This window comes from Paenarthrobacter sp. 10L412 (assembly GCF_056395565.1).
In genome coordinates this window covers 153,829-173,982 of the sequence record NZ_JBFTJT010000001.1, presented here as the reverse complement: position 1 = coordinate 173,982, position 20,154 = coordinate 153,829, and the positions used below count along the sequence as shown (strand labels likewise).

The 20,154-nt window shown below is 60.8% G+C and carries 23 protein-coding genes; 10 read left to right on the top strand and 13 right to left on the bottom strand.

The features are described from left to right. Positions 1-36: 36 nt before the first annotated feature. Genes AC1DD7_RS00810 through AC1DD7_RS00790 form a run of 5 tightly spaced genes read right to left on the bottom strand, consistent with a single transcriptional unit; the run spans position 37 to position 4,397 of the window. The gene (locus AC1DD7_RS00810) at positions 37-951 is read right to left on the bottom strand and encodes an ABC transporter permease (RefSeq protein ID WP_477513383.1); all 915 of its coding nucleotides are present in this window, start codon (positions 949-951) and stop codon (positions 37-39) included. Continuing rightward, entirely contained in the window at positions 941-2,053 is a 1,113-nt protein-coding gene (locus tag AC1DD7_RS00805; protein ID WP_477513382.1) for a betaine/proline/choline family ABC transporter ATP-binding protein, read from the bottom strand. Before AC1DD7_RS00805 ends, AC1DD7_RS00810 begins: the two co-directional genes overlap by 11 nt. Further along, positions 2,050-2,478 carry an ester cyclase gene (locus AC1DD7_RS00800; protein ID WP_477513381.1) on the bottom strand — a complete coding sequence of 143 codons (429 nt, stop codon included), beginning with the start codon at positions 2,476-2,478 and terminating at the stop codon, positions 2,050-2,052. Before AC1DD7_RS00800 ends, AC1DD7_RS00805 begins: the two co-directional genes overlap by 4 nt. Beyond that, positions 2,475-3,011 carry a flavin reductase family protein gene (locus AC1DD7_RS00795; RefSeq protein ID WP_477513380.1) on the bottom strand — a complete coding sequence of 179 codons (537 nt, stop codon included), beginning with the start codon at positions 3,009-3,011 and terminating at the stop codon, positions 2,475-2,477. The genes AC1DD7_RS00800 and AC1DD7_RS00795 overlap by 4 nt, the downstream gene beginning before the upstream one ends. Positions 3,012-3,023: 12 nt before the next feature. Then, a complete protein-coding gene (locus tag AC1DD7_RS00790) occupies positions 3,024-4,397 on the bottom strand; it encodes an LLM class flavin-dependent oxidoreductase (RefSeq protein WP_477513379.1) in 1,374 nt (457 codons plus the stop codon). 402 nt (positions 4,398-4,799) lie between these two features. Between AC1DD7_RS00790 and AC1DD7_RS00785 the strand changes: the two genes are divergently transcribed. Next, entirely contained in the window at positions 4,800-5,615 is an 816-nt protein-coding gene (locus AC1DD7_RS00785; protein WP_477513378.1) for an IclR family transcriptional regulator, read from the top strand. On the opposite strand, the gene AC1DD7_RS00780 is transcribed toward AC1DD7_RS00785, so the two are convergent. The 8 genes from AC1DD7_RS00780 to AC1DD7_RS00745 form a co-directional block, all read right to left on the bottom strand. Then, the gene (locus AC1DD7_RS00780) at positions 5,612-5,815 is read right to left on the bottom strand and encodes a helix-turn-helix domain-containing protein (protein ID WP_477513377.1); all 204 of its coding nucleotides are present in this window, start codon (positions 5,813-5,815) and stop codon (positions 5,612-5,614) included. The two genes, AC1DD7_RS00785 and AC1DD7_RS00780, sit on opposite strands and share 4 nt — an antisense overlap. Further along, positions 5,812-5,982, bottom strand: a complete 171-nt coding sequence (locus tag AC1DD7_RS00775; RefSeq protein ID WP_477513376.1) for a riboflavin kinase — start codon at positions 5,980-5,982, stop codon at positions 5,812-5,814. Before AC1DD7_RS00775 ends, AC1DD7_RS00780 begins: the two co-directional genes overlap by 4 nt. Continuing rightward, positions 5,979-6,140: a riboflavin kinase gene (locus AC1DD7_RS00770; RefSeq protein WP_477513375.1), complete on the bottom strand. Its 162-nt coding sequence runs from the start codon at positions 6,138-6,140 to the stop codon at positions 5,979-5,981. The genes AC1DD7_RS00775 and AC1DD7_RS00770 overlap by 4 nt, the downstream gene beginning before the upstream one ends. Positions 6,141-6,669: 529 nt before the next feature. Next, positions 6,670-7,629 (bottom strand): hypothetical protein, encoded by a 960-nt coding sequence (locus AC1DD7_RS00765; protein WP_477513374.1) that lies wholly within the window; start codon positions 7,627-7,629, stop codon positions 6,670-6,672. Further along, positions 7,616-8,056: a sigma factor-like helix-turn-helix DNA-binding protein gene (locus AC1DD7_RS00760; RefSeq protein ID WP_477513373.1), complete on the bottom strand. Its 441-nt coding sequence runs from the start codon at positions 8,054-8,056 to the stop codon at positions 7,616-7,618. Before AC1DD7_RS00760 ends, AC1DD7_RS00765 begins: the two co-directional genes overlap by 14 nt. Positions 8,057-8,065: 9 nt before the next feature. Further along, positions 8,066-9,025, bottom strand: coding sequence for a hypothetical protein (locus AC1DD7_RS00755; protein WP_477513372.1), 960 nt, complete (start codon positions 9,023-9,025; stop codon positions 8,066-8,068). Next, positions 9,000-9,536 (bottom strand): RNA polymerase sigma factor, encoded by a 537-nt coding sequence (locus AC1DD7_RS00750; protein ID WP_477513547.1) that lies wholly within the window; start codon positions 9,534-9,536, stop codon positions 9,000-9,002. Before AC1DD7_RS00750 ends, AC1DD7_RS00755 begins: the two co-directional genes overlap by 26 nt. A 113-nt stretch (positions 9,537-9,649) precedes the next feature. Beyond that, complete coding sequence (locus AC1DD7_RS00745; RefSeq protein WP_477513371.1) at positions 9,650-10,237, bottom strand: TetR/AcrR family transcriptional regulator; 588 nt, start codon at positions 10,235-10,237, stop codon at positions 9,650-9,652. Between the two features lie 141 nt (positions 10,238-10,378). Between AC1DD7_RS00745 and AC1DD7_RS00740 the strand changes: the two genes are divergently transcribed. The 9 genes from AC1DD7_RS00740 to AC1DD7_RS00700 all read left to right on the top strand — a co-directional run bounded on the left by AC1DD7_RS00740 (position 10,379) and on the right by AC1DD7_RS00700 (position 20,149). Then, complete coding sequence (locus AC1DD7_RS00740) at positions 10,379-10,891, top strand: cupin domain-containing protein (RefSeq protein ID WP_477513370.1); 513 nt, start codon at positions 10,379-10,381, stop codon at positions 10,889-10,891. Between the two features lie 12 nt (positions 10,892-10,903). Then, positions 10,904-12,022, top strand: a complete 1,119-nt coding sequence (locus AC1DD7_RS00735; RefSeq protein ID WP_477513369.1) for a HoxN/HupN/NixA family nickel/cobalt transporter — start codon at positions 10,904-10,906, stop codon at positions 12,020-12,022. A 111-nt stretch (positions 12,023-12,133) separates the two neighbouring features. Next, positions 12,134-12,532 (top strand): SpoIIAA family protein, encoded by a 399-nt coding sequence (locus AC1DD7_RS00730; protein WP_477513368.1) that lies wholly within the window; start codon positions 12,134-12,136, stop codon positions 12,530-12,532. Positions 12,533-12,595: 63 nt separating this feature from the next. Further along, positions 12,596-13,630: an AAA family ATPase gene (locus tag AC1DD7_RS00725; RefSeq protein WP_477513367.1), complete on the top strand. Its 1,035-nt coding sequence runs from the start codon at positions 12,596-12,598 to the stop codon at positions 13,628-13,630. A 637-nt stretch (positions 13,631-14,267) separates the two neighbouring features. Further along, the gene (locus AC1DD7_RS00720) at positions 14,268-15,611 is read left to right on the top strand and encodes an extracellular solute-binding protein (protein ID WP_477513366.1); all 1,344 of its coding nucleotides are present in this window, start codon (positions 14,268-14,270) and stop codon (positions 15,609-15,611) included. A 1-nt stretch (position 15,612) separates the two neighbouring features. Then, positions 15,613-16,575 (top strand): carbohydrate ABC transporter permease, encoded by a 963-nt coding sequence (locus AC1DD7_RS00715; RefSeq protein ID WP_431114998.1) that lies wholly within the window; start codon positions 15,613-15,615, stop codon positions 16,573-16,575. Then, positions 16,576-17,490 (top strand): carbohydrate ABC transporter permease, encoded by a 915-nt coding sequence (locus AC1DD7_RS00710; protein ID WP_477513365.1) that lies wholly within the window; start codon positions 16,576-16,578, stop codon positions 17,488-17,490. A gap of 10 nt (positions 17,491-17,500) precedes the next feature. Continuing rightward, complete coding sequence (locus AC1DD7_RS00705) at positions 17,501-18,520, top strand: LacI family DNA-binding transcriptional regulator (protein WP_477513364.1); 1,020 nt, start codon at positions 17,501-17,503, stop codon at positions 18,518-18,520. A gap of 30 nt (positions 18,521-18,550) precedes the next feature. After that, on the top strand, positions 18,551-20,149 hold the full coding sequence (locus tag AC1DD7_RS00700; protein ID WP_477513363.1) for an alpha-N-arabinofuranosidase: 1,599 nt from the start codon (positions 18,551-18,553) through the stop codon (positions 20,147-20,149). Positions 20,150-20,154 lie beyond the last annotated feature (5 nt).

Sequence of the window (20,154 nt, the reverse complement as noted above, 5' to 3'; positions counted from 1 at the left end):
GGCCTCCGAATGGTGCTGGTTTTAGTGAACGGTTTCTTAGTGGGTGAGGGTTGGTTGAGCAGTACTGGACGGGGCGGCCGCCTTGGTTGCAGCCCGTTCTTTCCTGAGCCTGTTGCTCTTGCGCAGGGCGCCGGCCAAGGAACTGGCTCCGCCTGTGACCCGGTCCAGGTAGACAGCCAGGATGACGACGGCGAGGCCGCCTTCGAACCCACGGGCGGTATCGAGTTGGGCAACACCCTGGACTACGACTCCACCAAGTCCGCCTGCGCCTACGAGGCCGGCTACGACCACCATGGACAGGGCGAGCATGATGACCTGGTTGACGCCGACCATGATGGACGGGAAGGCCAGGGGAAGCTGTACATCGCGCAGGATCAGGCTTTTCCTTGCGCCGAAGGCCTGTGCCGCTTCGAGGAGTTCAGAGTCCATCTGGCGGATTCCGAGCTCGGTCAGGCGCACGGCCGGAGGGATGGAGAAGACGATGGTCGCTGCGATGCCGGGCACGGTTCCGACGCCGAAGAAGAAGACGGCCGGAATGAGGTACACGAAAACGGGCATCGCCTGCATGAGGTCCAGGAGGGGGCGCATGACCGCGCTCACCGAGTTGCTCAGGGCTGCCCAAATTCCCAACGGGACTCCGATCAGGAGGGCGGCCGCAACCGAGACCAGCACGATCGCCAGGCTGGACATCGTATTAAGCCACAGTCCCATGGAGAGGATGAGCCAGAAGGCAACCGCTGAGAAGACGGAGATGCCCACGCTGCGGGTCATGAACGCTGCCACGGCTGTCAGCAGGACAATGATGACCAGGGGGTGCAGGACAATGAGGGCGAATTCAACGCTGCCAACAATCTGGCTGGTCAGCCAGGACACACCATCGAAGAACCATCCGAGGTTGGCCAGGAGCCAATCAATGACGGACTCAAACCATTTTCCGACATTAAGATTCATGGACGTACTCCTTTGGAGAGAGTGCCGCGAAAACTTTCCTCGCGGTGAGTTTGCCGATCACGCGGCCGTCCTGGCCGGTGACGTGGATTTGCTTGCTGCCTGAGGCGAAGACAGGCAGCAGATCTGCAAGGACTGTGGCGCTTGAGGTCTGTGCAGCCGCTGAATCCGGGTAGTCGGTGGCATCAAGCGGTTCCACCAGCATTCCGGCCTGGATGACCTTGCTGCGGTTCACTTCAGCAACGAATTTTTCAATATATGGATCCGCCGGCGATTCAAGGAGGTCAAGCGCGGTTCCGCACTGGATCTGCTTCCCTTGCTTCATCACCATGATCTGGTCCCCGAGGAGCATGGCTTCGTCAAGATCGTGCGTTACGAACACGATTGTCTTCTTGAAGTTGCGTTGCAATTTGATCAGCAACTGCTGCATGTCCTGGCGGATGAGCGGGTCCAGCGCGCTGAAGGGCTCGTCCATCAGGAGAATTTCTGCGTCAGTGGCCAGCGCCCGCGCCAGCCCGACGCGTTGCCTCATACCGCCGCTCAATTGATCGGGCATCGCATGTGTCCGGTCACCGAGCCCGACCAGTTTCAGGGCCTCGGTTGCCTTGGCTTCCCGCGTCTGCCGGTCAACGCCGCGGACTTTCAGACCGAATGCAACGTTGTCCAGCAGGGACTGGTGGGGGAACAGGCCAAAGTGCTGGAAAACCATGTTGATGGCCTGGTTCCTGAAAGCGCGCAGCTTGGCCGGATCCAGGCCCCGAACGTCCTTGCCGCCGATGGTGATGGAACCTTCAGTGGCATCGATGAGTCTGTTGAGCATACGGATGATGGTCGATTTTCCAGACCCGGAGAGGCCCATGATGACGAATATCTCGCCCTGCTCGACCTGGAAAGATACATCGTCAACCGCCTTGAATCCGATGGAAACCGAGGATTTCCGCCCAAAGAGGCGCCAAGAGCGTGCTTGGGCAGGAGTGAACACCTTGGTGAGCTTCCCGACCCGTATGAAGGGGGCGGTAGTGTCCCTGGTGGTGTTCCTTCTCGTGGGATCCTCGGCGGGTGTCGGGCTCTCAAGTGCGCCGATTTCGCTGCGTTGTGTGCTCATGGTTTTGCCGCCGTCGGGTTTCCGAGGTGCCAGATGTTCATGCTTGAAAGGAGCTCCCGGGGGTCCCATACAACGGATTCTTCGGTGATGAGTCCGTTGTGGTGGTTGAGGAAGGAAGCGCCCACCACCGTGACGGTGCGCTGGGTGGGTGGGACACCCATGTAGGTTCCGCTGTGGGTTCCGGTGCTTTGCCAGTGGATGGCGACGAGATCGTCGCTCTCGATGGCATGGAGAATTTCGACACGGAAGCCAGTGAAGGCCGCGTGTGACTCCTCGATCTGGCGGATGACCTCAGTGAGGCCCTCTTCGCCGGTTTTGGAATGCCGTTTGTAGTTGGAATCGACGATGGCCTGGAAGGCGGCGGTGTCTCCCTGGCCCCAGGCGCGGGCCCAGGCATCGGCGATGCGTTCGAGCATCTGGTTCATGGTTGTGCTGCTTTCTCTGCGGGTGTTGGGGTATCCCAGAGGGTGAATTCGCCGAACTTTCCCCCACGGAACATGAGGGCGTCCGAGTTGCCTGTTTCCATGGCTGTGACGGCACCGACGATCATGTAGTGGTCGCCAGCTACAACTTCGGACAGGACCTTGCAGTCGATGAATGCTGTGGCTCCCTGGATGCGGGGAGTGCCGCTGGGGCTCTGTTCGTAGTCCAAGCCCACGAACTTGTCCTCGCCTTTGCGCGAGAGCGCCTTGCAAACGTGGAGTTGCTCGGTGGACAGGATGTTGGCAGTGAACCGGCCCAATGAGCGCAGGGTCGGCCAGGTGCTGGATGATTCATCGACGCAGAACGTGACCAGCGCCGGCTCCAGTGACAGCGACTGGAAGGTGCCTACGACGAAGCCCATAGGCTTTGCGTCGTCGGTCATCCCGGTGATGGCGACCACACCGGTTGGCAGCAGCCCGAAGACCCGGCGGTAGTCGGCCGCGTTGATGACTGGGGCCGCAGTGGCGGTTTGCATGGCGATAAATCCTTAGTGGGTGGAGAGGGGGAGTGGAGCCTGGTGTCCGGCGCCGGGGTGGTCGGTGGCCAGGCGAGCGTGGCCTGGGCCGAAGATGTTTTCACGAAGGGTGTGGCCTTCGTAGGCGGTACGCATGAGGCCGCGGGACTGCAGTTCCGGGACCACGAATTCCGTGAAGTCTTTGATGTCCTGGAACTTGATGGCATGGGCAATGTTGAAGCCGTCGATGCCGGTCTCCTCGATCCAGGATGCGAGCTCGTTTGCAACGGTTTCGGGGCCGCCTACGATGACTGGTGAGGTGCCTCCGATCCCGATGTATTCGGCGATGTCGCGAGGGGTCCATTCCTTCGTGGGGTCCATCTTGGAGAAGATGTCCACCATGGTCTGCCCGGCGTTGGTCTTGACGTGCCGCAGCGGCACGTCCGGATCGAAGGTTGACATGTCCAGGCCGGACCAGCCGCTGTAACGGGCCATGGCACCTTCGTACGAGACCAGTTCCCGATATTCCTCATACTTGGCCTGGGCTTCAGCGTCCGTTGGGGCGCTGACGATGGTGATCATCTGCAGCACGGCGATGTGGGATGGATCCCGTCCGACTTCGACTGCCTGGGCGCGAAGATTGTCCACCTGCTTCTTCAGCCCGGGCTTGGATGTGGCGTTCATGAAGACCGCCTCCGCGGTAGCCGCCGCGAGGGCTACACCCTTGCTGGAACCGCCCGCTTGGAAAATGACCGGGGTGCGCTGCAGCGAAGGTTCGCAGAGGAAGATGCCCGGAACGGTGAAGTGCTTGCCGGCATGGTTGATGGGGTGTACCAGCCGAGGGTCCACATAGGTGCAGGAATCGGCGTCGCGGACCACAGAACCTTCGTCCCAGGACGCTTCCCAGAGCTTGAGGCACACCTCAATAAATTCCCCGGCAACCTCGTAACGGTCATCATGGGCGCGCTGGACGCCCGTGCCCAGATTCTTTGCTGCACTGTCGGAGTAGGAGGTGACAACGTTCCAGCCGATTCGCCCACCCGTCAAGTGATCCAGGGTCGCGAACTTGCGGGAGAGCGAGTAGGGATGGTCATAGGCGGTCGTTGACGTCACCCCAAAGCCGAGGTGCTGCGTCGCTGCAGCCATCGCCGGGATCACGTAGGAGGGATCGTTGGCGGGAATCTGTGCTGCGTCAGCCAGCGCGGCATCAACATTGCCGCGGTAGACGTCGTGATAGCCGACGTTGTCCGCAAAGAAAATCCCGTCGAAGCAGGCGTCCTCCAACATGCGTGCGTATTCCACCCAATACTGCACCGACGCGTACTCGCCGCCCCGGTCTTTCGGATGCCTCCACAGCCCGGCCGACAGATGGGCGGGGCCGGTGAAATCGAAGGCGAATATCTTCATCTGCTTGATCATGGGCTTCAACTCTCTTCGTTCAATTGTTGAACGTCATGTTTGCTTGTTGAACAAAGATTAGTGTGGTCCACGCCACAGCGTCAAGACATTTCTTTTTGAAACGAACGCGGCGTCCAAATTCGCGAGAGTGTTGACGGCGCGTGAAGACCGCGCCTAACTTTGATCAGGGCGTTCGTACAGTGAACGAATGCCATCGTCGCGTCAGCACGGGATCCAGTGGACATCAACCATGAAGCAGTCATGGGCAGGACGGCCAAATTGTCTTTGCCGTCCTGACGCTTGAACTCCTTGTTCAGCTTTTGTCGGTTCCGGCACCGCAGCGCCTAGGATGGATTTGGCAAATGAATGTCGAAGCAGCTGGCTTTGAGTCAGCGCAGGGCGGGAGCGGACATGGCAACGGGACAAAACACGGCACCGGAAGAATCGGTAGAAGACGAGCAGGTCACCCCCGAGCCGCTTGACCTGACCAATAAGTCGGTAATCAAGGCGACCGTACTGCTGGGCGAACTTGGCCGGCATCGGCAAGGAATTACGGTCACGGAAATAGCCCAGGCCGTGGGGATGACCAGGCCGACCGCCTTCCGCTTGCTGCTGAGCCTTGAGCAAACCGGCTTTGTTGCCCGTGTTGATAACCGCTACATGCTGGGTTGGCAGATGGCGCGCCTAGGGCGGGTGGCCGATCCTTACTCCGGAGTTGTCACCAGGATCCAACCGGTCCTGAACGAATACGCCGCCAAGCTCAACGAAACACTCACATTCGTCATGGTTACCGGCCCCGACTCCTACGACGTCGTTGCCGAGGCGTCAGCGTCCCGCTTCCTCAACGCGTCGCACTTGTACGTCGGCGAGTCGTTCCCCCTCCACGCGAGTGCTTCCGGCAAGCTCATTCTCGCTGAGCTTGACGATGAAGAGGTTGTTGCGGCCCTGCCGAAGAGGCTGGAATCCTTTACAAAGAAAACAATCACCAGGCGCGATGCCTTTCTCGATGAGGTACGCCGGGTCCGGGAGCAAGGTTACGCAATCCTTGACGATGAGCTCGAGGAAGGCCTTTTTGTCATCGGTTGCGGAGTTAGGGATAGTGCTGGTCAGCTGATAGGCGTCCTCACACTCAACGGTCCCACGCAGCGGGTCAAAACTGACAACATTCTTCCCACTGTTGAGAAAGTAAAACTGGCAGCGAAAAAAGTCGAGGAAGCGCTGGCTTAGAAAGCCCGGATGCGGGCCGGATCCGCTGACCGCCCGCTGGCCCGGAGCTGACTGAGGCAACGTCGAGTCAGGCTCTTGCTCAACCCCGTGCGCCTCGCGAGATCCACCGCGGATGTGGGGACGCCGTCGCGGGGTTCGGCGTCGAGGGCTGCTGCTACACGCTGGATAGCCCATGCGGGAAGCGACGTCTGGGCGCTCATACGGTCGCTCCTCTTCTTATTGCCTCAGGTGGGGTCCCTGCGATGGGGGACACTAGCCAAGGCTGGTTGTGATGGGCCCATTTTCGAGTCTGTTCGACGTCCTTTTGCAACTGTTCTGCCAGCGCGCCGGCGCCAGCAAATGTCAATTGCGGGCGGATTTTTTTCATGAGATGCACCCGAAGCTGCAGCCCGTAGAGATCCTGCGCCGTATCCAGGCTCCGTCAGGTTCCGGGTTTCCGTCGATCGGGGTGTTGGCTGCGGGGAAGCCCAGTGTGCGCCCGCGTTGGTCGCCACGCTCGACGATCCTTTCGATGACGGTGTGCATTAGGGCCTCCTTGACGGTGGACTTGAGCGTGTTCAACGTATGAACGTTGCGTTCAATATAGATGCTGCCTGGGTCAGTGTCAAAAAGGGGTGCGGCCCACGCGCGGGGGAGTCCCTCGTTTTCACTTCTTCAGAAAAATGTGAACGTGACGTTCATTTTCTATTGCTTTCGACTGTGACTCGGAGCACACTTAAAACAAGAACGAGTTGAACGCAGCGTTCAATATGTGGATAGGTTGTGGTGAAGGTGACTCGACGGGACAGGGTTGGGGCAGGGGGCCGCAGGTTGGCGGACGAGACCTCAGAGCCGGTACAGCACGAAAGTGTGCAGGCTCCCTCCACTGATTACGACGGACCACTCTTTCCCGATATGGCGGACTAGGTAAGGTGGCCTGCCAGGTCGCCAAGGGGTGCTTGGAGCCCAGTGGCAGAAGTGCGGCACATCTGCCAGCGCGTGGAGGTCCTCTTCCACGGCGTGACGGGACGCCGGGGCGTGAGGAAGTCCGTCCTCGTGGCCGTAGTTGGTCCCCTCAGTTCGATGGGCGTCTATTGTCCGGCAGTTGCCAGAGCTGCGAGCGATCCTCAGGGAACGAGAACTTCAGGGAAGTGATGAGTCGTTTGAGTGTTGCGAATTCCTGTGATTGGACGTAGTGCCGCGCATCTTCGACTGTTGCGAACGTGCGTGCGTAACTGGATCTGGGTGCGGTTGCGGCAGGACCGAGTCCAAGGAGATCTCCGAATCTGAGGATCAGCAGCGGCGTCCCGGGATCCCGGACAGAATCACCGCAGGGGTTCGCGTTTGATGTCTGCGGCACGAGCCCGAAGGATCCCCTGGGTTCCGGCTCCGTAGTAAGACCATACGAAAATGCGGACGCGAGAGCGGGATCCAGCAGTTGTGCCCCGGTGGTGACGTCGGCCCGCTGTAGTGGCACGAAAGTTTCCGCCCGTAGGGGGCACGAATCCTGGTCGGCAGATGGTCCGAAATAGAGTGTGGCAACAGGCAGGGAGTCTTCATCCACAACCGTCACGTGCAGTCCGGGAAACTCCGCCGAGGGCTCGTGGCGGCGCACGCTCCAGGCGGCTGGCAGTTCCACGGTAGCTTCGACACTGATTGAGGCATCGGCCCATGGACTCAACAAAGTGGCTGTACGCCATTCCGCCGGAAAGCCTGGCGGAGTGCTTGCCACGGCTGCACCACCCTCGACCGGGCGACCGCCGTCGAGGTTGCTATCGTGCAGCTCCGACGCCGGCTGGAGCGCCGCGGAGAATCCCACCCCTCCCGCGACCAACAGTGCCAAGGCCGCGATGGTGACCAGGAGTTTTCTTCCAAGATCGCCTTGGCGGACGCGGGCGGTCGATCGGGATGGCGGCAAGCCAGGGCCCAGTGCTTCGGCGTCATCGGGCGGGATCCGTTCACCGGCGTGGATGGGAAATGTAGCGGGTTGGACCCAAGGCGCCGCGTCAGAGATCTGGCGTTCAAGCGGGTTCATCGGCGTCGCTTGTCAATGCGTAGCGGAGCTGTGTGGCCCGACGTTCGGTGTGCGTGTAGGCCTTGTCGAGAAGGGCCCCGGCGCGCGCCATGGAACAGCCCAGGTAATCTGCAACTTCACCCATGCTGAGCTGATCCCAGTAGACGAGCCTGAGTACTTCGCGCTCCACAGGCCGAAGGGTGGCGATGATCCCGGCGATGGATTCCTGCTGCGCCACTTCGTCGTCTTTGTCACGAATGGCGGCTGCCGCCGGACGGACTGCCGCGGCCAGCAAGGTCCCGAAGGGGACGTCGATTCCCTCTTGCGCTTGGCCCGTGGCCCAGCGGAACGCGTCCGTGGCAAGTATCTGGGCATAATCGGTATCACCTGTCCGTCGAGCCAAAAACATGGTTAGCCTTTCAAAGTCTGTTGGGGATTCGCTGGGCATGATCTGCTCCTACTTTGGCTGGATTATGCGCACGGAAGACAGCATCCGTTTGTACGTCCGGTATTCCTCCGTGGCCATGAACGCTCTGGCCTCCTCAAGGGATGCAAACGTGGGCGTTACAGATGACATGGACGTGGACAACCATCCAGGGACGCGACCGTTGAACTGGAAATGGTCTGAAACAGCCAGCATGGTGCCGTCAGGTTCGGAATCGACATGGTGGTATTCGGTGCATCCATCCACCGAAGTCCCCGGCGACAGGGACGTGATCCCGAAGGAGGACTTCAGGCCGTTGCCGTTCACAACCCGATACACGAATCGCGGCGATGCTGTTCCGGGAACTTCTCGTTTGACGGGCACATCCACTGCGATGCTGTCCAGCTCCACGTAGTCCTCTGGCGTCGCTGCGCAAGCCTGGGGGTCGCGCTGGGGCATTACCTTGCCGTAATAGATCTGGGCAAACACGGCCTGGGTTGGTGTGTCCCGAACGATCTTGAGGGACAGGGAGTCGTAATTATCGTTGGGAACGTCGCTGCTTGTAGTAAACCCCGGAGCTACATCGATCTGAATTTGTGGCCCGGCAGTTCCGTCGGTTTCCATGGTGGACATGCGCACTACCCGCCACCCGTCCGATCCTGTCCCCGTGCTGCTGACGGTCGGTGATGGACTGAGGGCGGGCGGAACAGGCTGCAGCGGGGCCAGGACCTGGGCCAGTACGACGGCGGCCAGCACCAGCGCCGAGAACACAGCCACTGCGATCGCTACAGTCCACGGCCGCTGGGCCCGCGGGCTCCCGGAGAACCGGTTTCTGTTGCCATCAACAAAGTCCTGTCCGGCGGCGTGCAGGGCAGGCCCGCCGTCGAGTGCAGCACGCAATTCCCTACGGGCATCCATCAGCGGTGCGTTTGACGGGCGCACCGGGTTGGCTGCCTCCAGCAGCTCCTCAATCCTGTCCATGGGAGTGTTCACCGGCCTCGTCTGGATGACCTGCAGAGAGCTTTGTGGGCATGGCAGCTGCGAATGCGCGTTTGGCCCGATGAAGGCGCACTCCGACATTGTTTTCCGTGCATCTGAGGGAGGTTGCGATTTCCGCGGTTGAGAGTTTGTCCCAGAAATGAAGCATCAGAATTTCCCTGTCCTTGGGCCGTAACTTGCCGAGCGTTTCCGCGACGGCGGCCTCGACGTCGCCTGTGGACGGTTCGGCGGCGGCTCGGACGCCTTCGGCGAGTTTGAAGAGCAACTCGCGTCTGCGCCGTCTGCCGCGGTATTCGTTGCCGATGACGTTCCGCGCCACTGCGAAGAGCCATGCCACCTCGGTGGTGGGTTCATGCTCGGACTTCTGCCAAGCAATTCGGAAGACGTCGGCCGTGAGCTCCCGGGCCACTTCCAGCTCGCCCACCCGACGGAGGATGTAGTGCAGGACGCGTTCGTGCTGGGCGGCATGAAGGGAGATAAACTCGGCTTCCCGCTGCAACAACATCACGCATGCCCCCGCTCGTTTGCGGCCCTGGGTTCCTATACCCATCATGTTTCCGCGAACCGCCGGATTCTTACAGGCAACGGCCGGGAAATGAATTAACTCCCCGGTGAGGGTCACGGCGTACGGGCAGCCGTCTTTTCTGTCCGACGCGCGTCGGAGGTGCCGGCTGTTGCTGCGACAAGGGTGCACATGGCTTCAACCGCATCCTCGTTGGAAAGCCCGTTGTCGTGGCACAGGGACCGCCACGTCCAGAACGAAACAGCGTGGCCTACGATGGCACCGAGCCGGCCGGTCCTGCCTTGCTTTGGATACGGTTCGCAGAGGACATCGCGGAAGTAGGCGTTGCGCGTTTCGAGGTCCTCTCGGTGTCCTTTCGGGAGCGCATCCCGGTCGGCATAGATGCGCGTGAGCATGGCCTCGCCGTCGCGATAGAAGCGGTAAAGGTCGGACAAGCCGACTTTCAGCCGTTCCAGAGGGTCGGAGTGCTCGGACCAGGCGGCCGGGTCCGGAAGCTGTTGCTGTGCGCGCCAGTGCGAGGAGCACGCGGAGAACAACGCCTCATCGTCGGGGAAATGCCGATAGACCGTCAGGCGCGTGACGCCGGCCTTCTCGGCGACTCCGGCGATGGTCGTGCGAGCCGGCCCCACGGAACCGTGGAGGGCCACTGCGGCGTCGACAATGCGCTGGCGTGTGCTGTCCACATGTTCAGCCCGCCTGCTCATCTGATAGCGGCGTGATTTGGATGAACCATGCTGTTCACTCAAAGTATTGACACCCGTTCTTTGCGGCCGGACAATTTCGATATACACCATTGTATATCGAAATCAGAAGGAGGGCTTGTCATGGACATTGAGGGTGCTCCGCGGCTGACAGTTGTGCAGCCAGGACAAGGGCGGAAGGGCAGCCTGGGAAGCATCGGGGTTGTGTTCAAGCTGTTCGGCGAACACACCAATGAGCAGATCTCGATCGTAGAGCACCCGTTCCCGGTCGGGGCCCTGGTTCCGCCGCACACGCATACTCGTGAAGATGAGTATTCGATCGTCCTTGAAGGCGAGATCGGGTTCAGGTCGGGTGAGCGTGAGGCGGTGCTGGGTGCTGGCGGCTACATCACAAAGCCGCGCGGGGAACTGCACACCATGTGGAATGCCGGCAAGGTCCCGGCACGGATGATCGAGGTGATTAGTCCTGCGGGGTTTGAGCATTTCTTCTGGGGATTGGCTGATCAGCTCGAAGCCGGGCCGCCCGATCCCGAGGCCATCGGCGAACTTGCTGCCAAATACGGGCTTCAGTTCGGGGAAGCCCCGTGGCTTCCGGAGATCATTGCCCGTTATGGCCTGACGCCTCCAATGGGCTGACAGGAACCGGTCATGGGTGTCCTGGCTTCCCTTGAACGGCCGAAGTTCAGCAGTGCAAGAACCACGCGGTGGCGCGTGACTCCCGTGGCCGGCATGGCGGGCACCATCATCGCTTTGCACACGGTGGGCTGGGGCGTTTTGGTTTTCAGTATCGTTCCTCAAAGCCTGCACCTCAGCTCCACACAGATCTTCGGCATGGGGATCGGAACCGGCGCGTACCTGTTAGGCGCACGGCACGCGTTCGACGTCGACCATATTGCAGCCATTGATTGCACCACCCGCAAGCTCATCGGCGAGGGCCTTAGGCCGCTCTCGGTGGGCTTCTGGTTCTCGCTGGGCCACGCGACCGTCGTCTTCGGCCTTTGCGCGCTACTGGCAGGAGGAGCACAGTACCTCGGAATCCTCGTCGGTAAGGACGCCTCGCCCCTGCGCGAAGCTCTCGGGCTGGCAGGAACCGCTATTTCCGGAGTGTTCCTCTATATCCTGGAGGCACTCAACCTGACCCTTCTGATCCGCGTCGTGGTGGACTTCCGCCGGCTTCGGGCTGGCCACGCCGTGCCTCCAGAGAGCGGAGCTGCCGCCGCGTTGATGGTCCGTGTCCTGCGGCCGCTCATGCGGAGCATCACGCGGCCGTGGCAAATGTACCTGGTAGGGCTGCTTTTCGGCCTGGGGTTTGATACGGCGACTGAGGTGGCCCTGCTGGTCATTGCCGGCGGTGCGGCGACAATGGCGCTTCCCTGGTACGCCGTCCTGATCCTGCCCGTGCTTTTCGCCGCTGGCATGAGTCTGTTCGACACGGTGGACGGATGGTTCATGAACTTCGCCTACAGCAGGGCGTTCTCCAAGCCGGACCGCAGGCTTCAGTACAACATCGTCCTCACGGGGCTTTCCGCAGCCGTCGCGCTAAGCATCGGAACGGTGGAGCTGATCTCCGTGATCGTTGCGAAAACCGGAACCATTGGAGGGGCACTGGCCAGGATCGGAAGCATCGATCTGACCGGATTGGGCTATGCGGTGGTTGGTATGTTCGTACTCAGCTGGGTCGTGGTCGCTTGCGCCAGCCGGTTGCACACCGGCAGGAAAGCACCTATCCGAACCCGGCGACTTCTACCACGCCGAGCCGGACGATGAAACCTTGATGCTCCGGGCCTCTCCCGATTTCATGGAAATGGGATCCTGCCAAATTTCTGCTTCACTTCGCTGCACATCTTCAAGCGGGCAGTTAGTCTTAGCTTCAACACCATGCTGGGGGAGCAAATGATGAAGCCAGTCACTGTTGACGGCGGCAAGGGCACAGTGGAATTGGATGCCGACGGAATTCTCCACCTTGTGTGGAAGCCGGGGACGGTTCTGGAGGCTCCTGATGTTCATGGGGCGATGGCAAAGGTCAATGAGCTCGCCGACGGTGCCGAATACCCGATGTTGATCGACATGACGGAAACCCAGGCGGTGAGCCGCCAAGCCAGGACTGTTTTCAGCGTCAAGTGCGCCGCTTCACGAATTGCCCTGCTGGGCTCAAGTCCAGTCAGTCGTGTCATTGCCAACTTTGCTATGGCACGGCGCACACTCCCGTGTCCCACTCGGTATTTCACTTCCCGCGATGAGGCCATGGCCTGGCTTCTCGGTACTCGGCTTTCCTGATCGCGGTGAAGGGCCCGGGGAGCATGAAGGGTTTGGGCTTGTCTCGAGTATTACAGTTGATGTATGGCTGCCAGCCGCAATCCGCTCGATGACCTGCGCGAAACCATTGGCCATCTGGCCAATCAGCTCAAGCTGCCCGGTTCAGAGCGCGTCGACGACCTGGTGGGCGATCTCATCGGAGCGAGGCCCGGGCCGGCCCGGCCGCTGTCCGAGGTGCAGGCCGAACTCGACGCGCTGGTCGGACTGGAAACCGTAAAGGAACAGGTGCGGGGCCTGGTCGCATTGCTCCAAGTCCAGGCCCGCCGCAAGGCGCACGGCCTTCCGGAGGTGGCCACTTCTCAGCATCTGGTGTTTCTGGGAAACCCAGGCACGGGCAAGACGACCGTGGCGCGGCTCCTGGCCGAGATGTACCGCGCGGTCGGTCTGCTGCAGAAAGGACATCTGGTTGAGGTCGACCGTTCGGGCCTTGTGGGGCAATACGTTGGTGCGACCGCCATCAAGACGGACCGGGTGATCCGGCGTGCGTTGGACGGCGTGCTGTTCATCGACGAGGCCTACGCGCTGGCCCCGGAGGACGGCCGGATGGACTTTGGCCCGGAAGCGATCGAGGTCCTGCTCAAGCGGATGGAGGACCACCGCCACCGTTTGGTCGTGATTGTGGCGGGGTATCCGCGGCTGATGGAATCCTTCTTGCTCTCCAACCCCGGACTTCGCTCCCGGTTCGCCCGGGAGATCACGTTCCCGGACTACTCCGTCGACGAACTCCAGACGATCTTCCACCAGATGCTGGCCCAACACGAGTACACGCTGGAGCCGGGGGCGGACCAGATGCTGCGTCGCATCCTCATCGGGCTCCACGCGGGCGAGGACTCCGGCAACGCACGGTTCGCCCGCACGCTGTTCGAGCAGGCGCTTAACCGCCAGGCGCTGCGGCTGTCGCTCGACGAGGAACAAAGTCTCGACGCACTCGATCGTGAGGCAGTCATGACGCTCACCGCGGAGGACATCGCGGAGGCTGCCCTGGCCTTGGGTGAGGAGCCGGAGCCGGAACCGACGCCGGAACGGGAACAGTCACGCTGGTGGCGCTGGCTGCTCTGACCGGATCTGGCGGGCTCGGGCAGAGTCTGCGTGGCACGCTTCCGGAAAGCCTTCAGTCGCGGCAGTCGGGCCAGAGTTGGCGGCTCGTTTCCTGAATGCCAAGGTCACAGGATTTGGGTCGCGGGTCCGTCTCGGAAGGAGTCCTGCACCCCGTCGTCGGATGTGTGACTCCGCTCGACACTTTGACCGGTGAGCTTCCCTTGGGGGCTCCGCCAAAGTTAGGGGTGGCTGTTATGCGCTTCATGGCTCCTCCTGCATCCTGCTGGTTCAACCATGCTGCAACTGGATCAAGAGTTCCCCTGGTTTAGCGCAGCTTCGGCAAAGTTTATGGACAGGAAAAGGCGGCAAGCCACAGGGGAAGAGCCAGGGCGTTGCGTTGTAGCAACGGACACAGCGGTCCGTTGGATTCTGGCCATCCCTCGTAACGGCTGCTATCGCGGATGATCAACGTGTTCACAAGCGAAACCCTGCAACAGGAAACGAAGTTCGGAAAAAGTATTGACGCCTCCACCCGCTCGTGTAACGATAAACGCATCCTAAAGCACCCTTCCTCGTGGTGCATCCGGATCTCCCGTTTATCGTTACATGCCTAGGCCTTTCCTTGGCATGTACGCGTAGCAAGGAAGGTGCGCAGTTTATGAAAATCCAACCCTTTAATCGCAGGGGATTCCTCGGTCTCACCGCCGCTGGTGTGGCAGCCGCAGCTCTTGGTGGGTGCAAGGTGAACACCTCGAGCTCGGCAGGTGGCAGCTCTTCCGGCAAAGGTGCCCTGACCATCATGGGCAACGATGGTGAGATCACCAAGGACGTGATCTCCGCCTGGCAGCAGCTCAACGCCGATGCTCCCATCACCTTTATCAAGTACGACGAGACACGCCTCAACGCCATGCTCGCTGCCGGCACACCCCCGGACCTGGTCCGCGGCGCCGGCGCCCAGGTGACTCCCTATCTGGCTTCCCGAAAGATTGCGAAACCGCTGGATGACTACCTTTCCGGCAGCTCCCTCATCCACGCGGACGATCTCGAAGCGATCAACGATGTGTGGAAGTGGGATGGCACCCGGCAGGGCAGCGGCAGCACGTACGGGCTGACCAAGGACTGGAGCCTGGACATGATGTTCTGGTACAACCAGTCCGTTTTCGAGGAAGTGGGTGCCAGGGTTCCTGATAGCGCCAATCCGCTGACGTACGACGAATTGCTGGATGTTGCCAAAAGCATGACGGCAACCTCCGGGGGCAAGTCTTCCCGCTATGGCTTGTTCGCCACCACTCCTGATGTCGCGTTCCTTCAGGGCATGCTCGCCACAACCGGCGTCTCGCTGTTCAGTGAAGATTTGAAGAAGGTGGACTTCAGTTCACCCGAGGCTCAGAAGGCCGTCGGCTGGCTGGCAGATGTCGCAAAAGCCAAGGCTGGCTACACACTCCTGGATCCCAACCCGGACGGCTGGGACTGGCCCCCGTTCAGTTCAGGCCGACAGGCCATGCAGAGTGCCGGATACTGGCTGACCGGCGTCGTGGCCGGCGACAAGAAGGCCCCCGACTTTGCCCGTATGGCACCTGCTCCTTTGTTGGGCAAGGAACGGGTAAGTCCCACCACCAGTGCCACGGGCCACTGGATCCCCGCCAAGGCCAAAAATCCGGACGGAGGCTTCGCTTTTCTCGAATGGTTCACTGCCGGACAGCCCGCAAAGGACCGCGCGGCAACCGGTGGTGGCCTCCCCGTCATGAAGAACCTCCGTTCCAGCCTTCCTGCCAAGGAGGCGTACCAGAAGTCAGCACTTGAAACCCAGACGGCGGAGGACAAATACGCCAAGGTGTTGAGTTTTTCCCCGTACGCCACGGTCACGGCCCTGACGGCTGCAGTTTCGGAGCAGTTTCCCAAGTTGGTCCAGGGATCCCTGACGGCCGGGCAGTTCGCCGATCAGGTCAATACCAAATGCAACGCGCTCCTCGCCGAGGGTGTTTCGCGTATCGGCGGTTGACATGGCTTCGACGTTGAGCGTTGCCCCTCCCGTGCGGCGGGGCAGCCCGTTGACCAAGCGGCGTAGCCGGGCTTTCTACCTCTTCATCTCGCCCTGGCTCATCGGCACAGTCCTGCTGACGATCTTTCCGCTCGCCTATGCCCTGGGTGTCAGCTTGACTGACTGGGACGGCGTGAGCCCGGGGTTTCGCTGGGTGGGTGCGCAGAACTATCTCGATGTCCTGGGCGACCCTGAAACGTGGGCGAGCATGTCGCGGTCCGCAGTCCTGGCCGTTGTTGTAGTGCCTCTGACGGTGGCGGGCAGCCTCGGTCTTGCCATTCTGCTGAACCAGAAGGTGCGCCTGAGGTCATTCTGGCGGACCATGATCTACCTCCCCGCCGTCTTCCCCCCAGTGGCCTCGGCACTGAGTTGGAAACTGGTGTTTGACCGGGATTCCGGCGCTATCAACGCCGTCCGTGCCTGGTTCGGGCAGGACGCCGTGAACTGGATGACAGGGCAGCAAGTGTTCGTGGTCCTGCTCGCCGTGATGCTTTGGGGTATTGGTGCCGGCATGATCATTAACCTCGCCGCGCTGCAGGATGTTTCCCCGGAGCTCCTGGAGGCGGCAACGTTGGATGGAGCCGGACCTTGGCGCCGGTTCACGGCGGTGACCCTTCCCACCATCTCTCCAGTGCTCCTCTTCCAGACCGTGACTTCGACCATCGGGGTTCTGCAAACTTTCGTTCCCGCCCTTTTGCTCTCCCCGACCACTGGCGCAGCTGCCGTGACGGCGGTTCCCGAAGCCAACAGGATTTTCATGATCGACGTCTATGCACAGTACTTTGCCTACTCCCGCTACGGTTATGCCTCAGCGATGTTGTGGCTGTTCTTCCTGGCCATCCTGGTGGTAACGGTCTTGTTCTTCCGTGCGAGCCGAAAGACTGTGTTCTATTCCGTGGATCCTTCCAGCGATGGAGGGAAGTAGATGACTCTCAAGGAACTGCAGTCGTCCAAACGGGCGCATCCCCACCCGGTACAGTCACCTGGTCATGAGAGGGGCACAAGAAGCCGATCGGGCATACGACGACGCTCGACCATCCTGGTCACGGCCGTTCTCGTGTTCATCACGGCACTCGTTGCCTTTCCCATGTACTGGGTGCTGGCTACGGCGTTCAAATCGCCCGAGCAGTTGTACTCAGGGATCGCCGTTCTCTGGCCACTCCCATCGCACATCGAGAATTTCGTAGAGGCGGTAACAAGGATCCCGTTCCTGCCGTACATGCTGAACTCGCTGTTCCTGGCCACGGTCAACGGAGTCCTTACGACGCTGTCTTCGGCACTGGTCGGTTACGGTTTTGCCAGGCTCCGCGGCCCGGGAAAGGGAATTCTTTTCGGAGTACTCATCGCCATGATGATGATGCCGGGCATCGTGACACTCATCCCCACTTATCTGTTGTTTTCGCAGGTGGGACTTGTGGGGAATTACTGGCCGTGGGTGATTTGGGGGCTGGTGGGATCTCCCTATCTGATCTTCCTCTACCGTCAGTTCTTTGCGGGCCTTCCCAAGGAATTGGAGGAGGCGGCCATCCTGGACGGGTGCGGACAATTCAGAATATTCACCAGGATCTTTCTCCCTATCTCCAAACCGATCGTCGTCACCGCCTTTGTCATGTCATTCCTGGCGGTCTGGGGCGATTTCATAGCCCCCAACCTTCTCTTGGATCAGAGCAACACCACCTTGGCCGTTGCGTTGTCATCCGGGTACGTCAATGAAAGGGGTTTCCCACTAAACAACCTCATAGCCGCAGGATCCATCCTTTACGTGATACCTGTAGTTCTGGTCTTCTTCTTCGTCCAGCAGCGCTACACGCAAAGTTTTAGTTCTGCCGGCATCAAATAGGTTTGTGGAAATGGGGTCTGCAATGGTCACGATGTCTGACGTAGCGCGGCTGGCAGGAGTGTCAACCATGACGGTATCCAACGTCGTGAACGGCCGGCGCTCGGTGAATCTGGATATCCGCAAGCGTGTCCTGGAGGCAGTGGAGGAGAGCGGTTACGTCATGAACCGTTCTGCAAGGACGTTGCGCACTGGGACCACCGGGGTGATCGGGCTGGCGGTTCCTGCCCTCAGCCACGCCTATTTCGGTGAGCTCAGTGGCAGGGTTGTTGCCCAGGCCGCCGAGCTCGGATACCGCGTGGCTGTTGAGCAGACCGGTCTGCACATCGAGGACGAACTCGACGCCGTCGCAATGTCGCGCAATCTGGAATACGACGGCCTTATTCTCTCTGCACTGGTACTGGGGCCGGAGGAAGCCAGCCTTCTGAACCAGTCCATCCCCCTGGTCCTCCTCGGCGAAAAGATATACGGCGAGGCCGTTGATCACGTGGTGATGCCAAATGCAGAAGGAGCCAAGACGGCCACCGCACATCTGGTGGGGCAGGGGTGCCGACGCATCGCCTGGGCGAGTAACTACTCACCCGAAACCGAGCTCCACAATGTTGTACTGGATCGTCTAAAGGGCTACCGCCAGGGCTTGGCGGATGCAGGACTCAGCGACGACCCCTCCCTGCACGTGCCCATGGATCAACCCAGCATGGAGCATGCCGCTGACGGCATCAAGAAGCTGGTCCAAGACGGTATTGAATTCGACGGCGTGGTGGCCGTTACCGATGCGGTCGCCTTCGGGGTCATCCGAGGTCTTAAGGACGCCGGCTTGCGCGTTCCGGAGGACGTGAAGGTCATCGGTTTCGACGACGTCCAGCAGGCGGCATTTTCCGTTCCATCCCTTTCGACCATCGCACCGGACCACGACTGGATGGTCCGGTCCTCGCTCTCCCTACTCACCGAACGGATCAAAGACCGTTCCCCCCGCCCCGGGCGCGAACTCGTGGCCCCTTTCCGGCTCATCGTCCGGGAATCAACCAGCTGAATTACACATAGACTTTGGAGAATCTTGACCATGGCATCTTCGCCCCGGCTCGTCGTCAATCTGGACATCGCGGGTCCCACCATCAGCCGTCACCTCTACGGCCATTTCGCTGAACATTTGGGCCGTTGCATCTACGGTGGTTTCTGGGTGGGGGAGGACAGCGAAATACCCAACACCCGTGGCATCCGGAATGACGTGGTGGAAGCCCTGCGCGAGTTGCGCATCCCCAATCTTCGCTGGCCCGGCGGTTGCTTCGCCGATGAATACCACTGGCGTCACGGCGTCGGCCCTCGTGAACAGCGCCCCGTGATGGTCAATTCCCATTGGGGCGATGTCGTAGAAGACAATTCATTCGGCACCCACGAGTTCATGGACCTCTGCGAGATGCTCGACGCGGACGCCTACGTCAACGGCAACGTGGGTTCCGGCACGGTCCAGGAAATGAGTGAATGGATCGAATACCTCACCCGCGCCGACGATTCACCTATGGCCGCACTGAGGCGGCAGAACGGACGGGACCAGCCCTGGAAAGTCCCGTTCTTCGGTATCGGCAACGAACCTTGGGGCTGCGGTGGCAACTTCCGGGCTGAGGCCTACGCAGACTTGGCCCGGCAGTACAGCACCTATGTCCGCTCCCACAACGGCAACGATGTGTATCGGATAGCAGCCGGCGCCAACGACGATGACGTGGCATGGACCAAAGCCCTGATGGAAGCGCTTCATGATAAGGGCGGACCAGGCCGCAAGAGCTCCCCATATCAAGGTATCTCGCTCCACTACTACACGATGTCCGGCCACTGGGACAGCAAAGGCTCCGCCACGGAATTCAGTGAGGAAGAGTACTGGAGGACGGTCAAGGCCGCCCATCACATTGAGACCCTGCTGACGGCGCACTCCACCATGATGGATGTCTACGATCCGCACAAGGCGGTGGGCTTGGTCCTGGACGAGTGGGGCACCTGGTGGGACGTAGAGCCCGGCACCAACCCCGGCTTCCTCTATCAGCAGAACACCATTCGCGACGCCCTTGTGGCAGCAATCCACTTTGACTCCTTTCACCAGCATGCAGACCGCTTGGTCATGGCGAACATCGCCCAAACGGTCAACGTCCTGCAAGCCATGCTGCTCACGGATCCAGAGAGCGGAGCGCTCGTAAAGACGCCCACGTTCCACGTCTTCGCCATGAACGCAGGGCATCAGGACGCCACCGTGCTGCACACGCATCTCGACTCCGACGGCTCGCACAAGCTGGAGGGGGAGCAGGTTCCCACGTTCACGGCCTCCGCCAGCACCAAGGATGGCCAAGTGCTCATCTCCATGGCCAACCTGGAACTGGAGGACGAGAGCGAGGTGGTGCTGGACCTGCGCGGCGGGTCCCTGGAGCAGGTGGAAGCACTGGTCCTTTCCGGCGACAAAGTTTCAGCGTTCAACGCGCCCGCACACCCCGACGCCGTCACGCCGCGTCCCCTCGAGGTTGAAGAACGCGAGGGCCAGCTGGTACTCCGTCTTCCAGCCCACTCTTTCGCTACCGTTCGGGGAACACTGTCTGGTCAGGGCTCTGTAAGGCCTGTTGCAGCGGCGGTGACCTCCAGCCCCGCCACGGGCAGCAAGCCCTGCTTGAACTGCTGAGATCA

Excerpts from the sequence above, each read along its gene's own strand:
- AC1DD7_RS00710 (WP_477513365.1), top strand. The coding sequence starts at position 16,576 with ATGACTCTCAAGGAACTGCAGTCGTCCAAACGGGCGCATCCCCACCCG.
- AC1DD7_RS00770 (WP_477513375.1), bottom strand. The coding sequence starts at position 6,140 with ATGCACACCGTCATCGAAAGGATCGTCGAGCGTGGCGACCAACGCGGG.
- AC1DD7_RS00730 (WP_477513368.1), top strand. The coding sequence starts at position 12,134 with ATGCTGGGGGAGCAAATGATGAAGCCAGTCACTGTTGACGGCGGCAAG.
- AC1DD7_RS00805 (WP_477513382.1), bottom strand. The coding sequence starts at position 2,053 with ATGAGCACACAACGCAGCGAAATCGGCGCACTTGAGAGCCCGACACCC.
- AC1DD7_RS00785 (WP_477513378.1), top strand. The coding sequence starts at position 4,800 with ATGGCAACGGGACAAAACACGGCACCGGAAGAATCGGTAGAAGACGAG.
- AC1DD7_RS00715 (WP_431114998.1), top strand. The coding sequence starts at position 15,613 with ATGGCTTCGACGTTGAGCGTTGCCCCTCCCGTGCGGCGGGGCAGCCCG.
- AC1DD7_RS00750 (WP_477513547.1), bottom strand. The coding sequence starts at position 9,536 with ATGTTGTTGCAGCGGGAAGCCGAGTTTATCTCCCTTCATGCCGCCCAG.
- AC1DD7_RS00705 (WP_477513364.1), top strand. The coding sequence starts at position 17,501 with ATGGGGTCTGCAATGGTCACGATGTCTGACGTAGCGCGGCTGGCAGGA.
- AC1DD7_RS00765 (WP_477513374.1), bottom strand. The coding sequence starts at position 7,629 with ATGAACCCGCTTGAACGCCAGATCTCTGACGCGGCGCCTTGGGTCCAA.
- AC1DD7_RS00780 (WP_477513377.1), bottom strand. The coding sequence starts at position 5,815 with ATGAGCGCCCAGACGTCGCTTCCCGCATGGGCTATCCAGCGTGTAGCA.
- AC1DD7_RS00720 (WP_477513366.1), top strand. The coding sequence starts at position 14,268 with ATGAAAATCCAACCCTTTAATCGCAGGGGATTCCTCGGTCTCACCGCC.
- AC1DD7_RS00810 (WP_477513383.1), bottom strand. The coding sequence starts at position 951 with ATGAATCTTAATGTCGGAAAATGGTTTGAGTCCGTCATTGATTGGCTC.
- AC1DD7_RS00740 (WP_477513370.1), top strand. The coding sequence starts at position 10,379 with ATGGACATTGAGGGTGCTCCGCGGCTGACAGTTGTGCAGCCAGGACAA.
- AC1DD7_RS00725 (WP_477513367.1), top strand. The coding sequence starts at position 12,596 with ATGGCTGCCAGCCGCAATCCGCTCGATGACCTGCGCGAAACCATTGGC.
- AC1DD7_RS00700 (WP_477513363.1), top strand. The coding sequence starts at position 18,551 with ATGGCATCTTCGCCCCGGCTCGTCGTCAATCTGGACATCGCGGGTCCC.
- AC1DD7_RS00760 (WP_477513373.1), bottom strand. The coding sequence starts at position 8,056 with ATGCCCAGCGAATCCCCAACAGACTTTGAAAGGCTAACCATGTTTTTG.
- AC1DD7_RS00800 (WP_477513381.1), bottom strand. The coding sequence starts at position 2,478 with ATGAACCAGATGCTCGAACGCATCGCCGATGCCTGGGCCCGCGCCTGG.
- AC1DD7_RS00775 (WP_477513376.1), bottom strand. The coding sequence starts at position 5,982 with ATGAAAAAAATCCGCCCGCAATTGACATTTGCTGGCGCCGGCGCGCTG.
- AC1DD7_RS00735 (WP_477513369.1), top strand. The coding sequence starts at position 10,904 with ATGGGTGTCCTGGCTTCCCTTGAACGGCCGAAGTTCAGCAGTGCAAGA.
- AC1DD7_RS00795 (WP_477513380.1), bottom strand. The coding sequence starts at position 3,011 with ATGCAAACCGCCACTGCGGCCCCAGTCATCAACGCGGCCGACTACCGC.
- AC1DD7_RS00790 (WP_477513379.1), bottom strand. The coding sequence starts at position 4,397 with ATGAAGATATTCGCCTTCGATTTCACCGGCCCCGCCCATCTGTCGGCC.